Here is a 4,039-nt window from a genome sequence, read left to right on the forward strand (position 1 = left end):
CCCTCCCCCCCCCCCCCCCCCCCCCCCCCGCCGTCGTCGTCTCAGCAGGTCGCCCGAGGGCGTGCCGCCCGGGTCAGCAGGCGCCGAGGTCCTTCCAGACGCCCCACTGCCCGCTCTGCGCGGGGTTCTCGTTGGTGGTCCACCACTTGGCCTCGTAGGTGCGGCCCTGGTGGGAGACGCGGGCGCCCCCGGTGTAGACGGCGGAGGCCGACCACGCGGTCGCGGTGCAGGTCCCGGGGTTGGTCGGGTTGGTGGGGTTGGTGGGGTTCGTGGGGTTGGTCGGCTCGGTGGGCGTGGTCGGCCCGCTCGCGAGGCGGCCGCCGATCACGGACGCGACCTGGTAGCCGTTGGTCTTGTCCCAGTTGATCGACCAGGTCATGACGCCGCCGATCTTGCCGTACGGCTTCGCGGGCTTGAACGCGCCGCAACCGGTGCCGACCTCGAGGCAGTCGACGGCCTTGACGACGTTCGCGAGCGGCTGGTAGCCGCCGCCCGCGGCGCGCGGCACGGCCGGGACGCCGATGCCGACCTGGTCGGGTCGCAGGCCCATCTCGAGCTGGATGCAGGTCAGCGCGGTGAGGAAGTCGACCGTGCCCTGCGAGTAGACCTGCTGGTTGCAGCCCATCATCGAGCCCGAGTTGTAGTACTGGGTGTTGACGATCGTGAGGATGTCCTTGATCGCGAGGGTGAGCTGGTAGTACCCCATGCTCGTCGCCTGGTAGTCGATCGTCTGCGGCGCCATGGTGAGGATCAGGCTCGGACCGACCTTCGCCGCGAGCTGGTGGAGGGCGCTCGACATGTACGTGGCGTTGATGCCGTGCTCGAGGTCGATGTCGACGCCGTCGAACCCGTACTTCTGCATGAGGGCGTACGTGGTGTCGGCGAAGTTCTTCGCCTCGATCGCGTTCGAGACGATGACGTTGCCCTTCTCGCCGCCCACCGAGATCACGACCTTGCGGCCCTGCGCCCGGATCGCCGCGACGTCGGCCGTGAACTGCGCCTCGGTGTAGCCGCCGAGCTCCGCGCTCGCGAGGTTGAACGTGATGCCGCCGGGGGTCCCGGCGAGGTTGTCCGCGAACGCGATGGCGACGAGGTTGTAGGCCTGGGGGATCTCGGACAGGCGCATCGTCACGGAGCCGTTGTCGAAGTTGTGCCAGTAGCCGGTGAGCCACTGCGTGCTGCCCGACGGCGCGGCGGCGCCCACGGGCGCGGCGGCCGTCGCCGTGGCCGGTGCCGCGGCGGTCGCGGGGGCGGCGGCGAGCGCGCCGCCCGCGACGACGGTCGCCGCGGCGACCACGGACGCGAGGGCGCGCAGCGCGCGCCCGGTGAGGCCGCGCGTGCGGCCGGTGAGGACTGTTCTCACGGAGGTGCTCCTCGTGCTCGGGCGGGGCGCGTCGTCGCGCCTCGCCGGTCCGCACCCGCGGTGTGGGTGCAGGGGTCGCTCCCGACGCTAGGCCTGGTGCCCGCCGCGCGGCATGAGGGATTCCCCGGAACTTCGGGCCCCGCGATTACGGGAGAACTCGTACCCCGCGGGAGGCGCGAGGCCGCGCCGGGCGGCGCCGCCGTCGGGCCCTCACGGCGTGGTGCCGGGACCGCCGTCGTGGCCCGCGCCGTGCCCCGGCAGGTGCCCCAGGGCGGGCAGGTGCGACCCGTGCGGCACGGCGCGTCGCGCGGCGTCGGTCCCGCCGAGGCCGAACGTCGCGACGGCGGCGACCACGACGGACACCGAGAACAGCGCGACGAGCCGCGCCCCGGCGCGCGCCGGCGGGCCGCCGGCGGGGACGCGCGCCGGGCGCGCGAGGACGCACGCCGTCGCGACCCGCAGGGCGGCCGCCGCGGCCGCGCCCGCCGAGAGCGGCACGCCGGACGCGACGGGCACGACCACCCCGGCGACGGTCGCGACGAGGAGCAGGGCGATCCCGACGCGCGGGACCGCCGTCGGGCGCCCGGGCCGCGGACCGCGGGCGAGGAGCGCGAGCGCGACGACGAGCTCCGCGGCCCCGGTGGCCAGCGCGAGCAGGCCGGGCGGCGCCGGGAACGCGCCCCGGACGAGCCCGAGGTCGACGATCCCGGCACCGAGCAGCGCGAGCGCGGCGCCGACGCGCCGGGTCGGGACGGGCGTCGTCATGCCGTGACGGCGCGGCCCGCGTCCTCGCGGTCTGCGGCGAGCCCGACGCCGAGGAGCAGCAGCGCGCTGGCGAGGTGCAGCACGTTGTCGGCACCGTTGAGCGCGATGATGTTGGCGCCGGTGTCGACGAGGAACAGCCCCACCACGCCGACGAGGAGGTACACCGCGCCGATCGCGACGTTCGTGCCGCGCGCGGCCCGGACGCTGCGCGACGCGAGCAGCAGCGCCGCCCCGATGCCGAGGTGGACGATGTTGTGCAGGGGGTTCACCTCGAACAGCAGGAGGTTGCGGCCCTCGGTGGCGGCGAAGCCGACGCCCGACGTCACGACGAAGCCGGCGAGGCCGACCAGCAGGTAGACGGCGCCGAAGACGGCTGCGAGCAGGCGGTTCGGGGACGAGGTCATGGTGGTCTCCGCTCTGTGGTCGCGCGGGCTGTCCGCGCGTCGACCCTGGTTCGGAGCGGTGCGTGGCCCGGACGGGTCGCCCGGGAGAGAACACGCGCGGACGGGATGTATCAGACGGGTGGTCCGCCCCTCTCGTCCGGGTGGAGGAGCGCCGAACAGACGCTCCCGCCCGTGTGCCGGAGGGACGAGATGGGACACAACCGCGCGAGCCGGGAGGGGTGTGACCAGTGACGATGGTTGTCGACCCCACCGGCCCGGCCGTAGAATCAGGCGCTTCCGGGGACCCCCCGCTGATGCCTGACCGGACGAGCGTGCCGAGGACAGTGCGCCCCATGACCAGAACGACCGACGAGGTGGCCGACACCGGCGAACCGGGCCTCAGCCTGGGGGACCGGGGCGCGTTCGCGCTCCTGGAGTACCGCGACGGCCGTCCGGAGGCGCTCGGGGACTTCGTCCGCGAGGCGTCCCCCCTCCTGTGGCACACGGTGCGCGCGCAAGGCGTGGAGCGCGAGCAGGCCGACGACATCGTCCAGACGGTGTGGGTCGCGCTCGTGCGCAACGCCATGACCATCAAGGAGCCGCACGCCGTCCTCAAGTGGCTGCTCATCACGGCCAAGCGCGCGGCCTGGGAGGCCGTGCGCAAGCACCGCGACGAGGCCCGACGGCGCACCGAGCTCCCAGACGACACCGACGAGGGCATCCCCGAGCTCCCGTCGGGCGACCCGACGCCGGACGTCGAGGTGCTCCGCAACGAGCGCGACCGCTCCCTCTGGGCCGCGCTCGACCGGCTGCCGGAACGCTGTCGCCAGCTGCTCCACCTCGTGTCGCTCGCCGACCGTCCGGACTACAAGGCCATCTCCGCCGCCATCGGCATGCCCGTCGGGAGCATCGGCTCCACGCGGGGCCGCTGCCTCGCCAAGCTGCGCGACATCATCGACGACCAGGGGGAACCGTGGGAAGCATCATGAGCACCGAGCCGACGCACAGCCCCGACGAGCCGCTCGACGCCGTCGACCTCGCCCTCCTGGCCGACCTCGCGCGGATCGCGGAGGAGATCGACCCCGTCCCGGACGGCCTCGTCGAGCGGTCGCTCTTCGCGATCACGCTCGCCGGGCTCGAGGCCGAGGTCATGGAGCTGGAGTACGTCCAGGCCCCCGCGACGTCCGTGCGCGGCGACGCGCCGCCCGTCGAGGCGCGCACGATCACGTTCACGTCCGAGTCCGTCACGGTGATGATCTCGCTGTCCCCGACGGACGACGGCCGCATCCGCATCGACGGCTGGGCCGCACCCGCGACGGCGCTGCGCGTCGAGCTCCACCGCCCCGGCGTGGTGAGCGAGACGACGAGCGACGACGACGGCCGCTTCGTCTTCGAGGCCGTCGACCGCGGCCCGGCGAGCCTCGTGGTCCGCCGCGCCGACGGCGCCGGCGGTGCCGTGAGCACGCCGGTCGTCGAGCTCTAGCACCCGGTGGGGGGAGGGGGGAACACACGTACCCCCCCCCACCCC

General features: G+C 74.3%; 5 protein-coding genes. 2 read left to right on the forward strand and 3 right to left on the reverse strand.

Annotated features, from left to right (window positions below; all coding sequences use genetic code 11):
* Positions 1-73 precede the first annotated feature (73 nt).
* From AC3WT4_RS08680 to AC3WT4_RS08690, 3 genes are all read right to left on the reverse strand, one after another.
* A complete protein-coding gene (locus AC3WT4_RS08680) occupies positions 74-1,363 on the reverse strand; it encodes a glycosyl hydrolase family 18 protein (protein ID WP_492315252.1) in 1,290 nt (429 codons plus the stop codon).
* 210 nt (positions 1,364-1,573) lie between these two features.
* On the reverse strand, positions 1,574-2,128 hold the full coding sequence (locus tag AC3WT4_RS08685; RefSeq protein ID WP_492315253.1) for a hypothetical protein: 555 nt from the start codon (positions 2,126-2,128) through the stop codon (positions 1,574-1,576).
* Positions 2,125-2,532, reverse strand: coding sequence for a DUF4383 domain-containing protein (locus AC3WT4_RS08690; RefSeq protein WP_074808885.1), 408 nt, complete (start codon positions 2,530-2,532; stop codon positions 2,125-2,127). The genes AC3WT4_RS08685 and AC3WT4_RS08690 overlap by 4 nt, the downstream gene beginning before the upstream one ends.
* A 332-nt stretch (positions 2,533-2,864) precedes the next feature.
* Here AC3WT4_RS08690 and AC3WT4_RS08695 point away from each other — a divergent pair, with 332 nt between their 5' ends.
* Positions 2,865-3,500 (forward strand): sigma-70 family RNA polymerase sigma factor, encoded by a 636-nt coding sequence (locus tag AC3WT4_RS08695; RefSeq protein ID WP_074808887.1) that lies wholly within the window; start codon positions 2,865-2,867, stop codon positions 3,498-3,500.
* Complete coding sequence (locus AC3WT4_RS08700) at positions 3,497-3,994, forward strand: hypothetical protein (protein ID WP_034653625.1); 498 nt, start codon at positions 3,497-3,499, stop codon at positions 3,992-3,994. Before AC3WT4_RS08695 ends, AC3WT4_RS08700 begins: the two co-directional genes overlap by 4 nt.
* The last annotated feature ends 45 nt before the right edge of the window (positions 3,995-4,039 follow it).

It is taken from the genome of Cellulosimicrobium sp. EB106-03-01-XG111, from assembly GCF_058792115.1.

What these genes read in the sequence shown, in the direction of transcription:
- AC3WT4_RS08700 (WP_034653625.1), top strand. Translation starts at nt 3,497, where the DNA reads ATGAGCACCGAGCCGACGCACAGCCCCGACGAGCCGCTCGACGCCGTC.
- AC3WT4_RS08685 (WP_492315253.1), bottom strand. Translation starts at nt 2,128, where the DNA reads ATGACGACGCCCGTCCCGACCCGGCGCGTCGGCGCCGCGCTCGCGCTG.
- AC3WT4_RS08690 (WP_074808885.1), bottom strand. Translation starts at nt 2,532, where the DNA reads ATGACCTCGTCCCCGAACCGCCTGCTCGCAGCCGTCTTCGGCGCCGTC.
- AC3WT4_RS08695 (WP_074808887.1), top strand. Translation starts at nt 2,865, where the DNA reads ATGACCAGAACGACCGACGAGGTGGCCGACACCGGCGAACCGGGCCTC.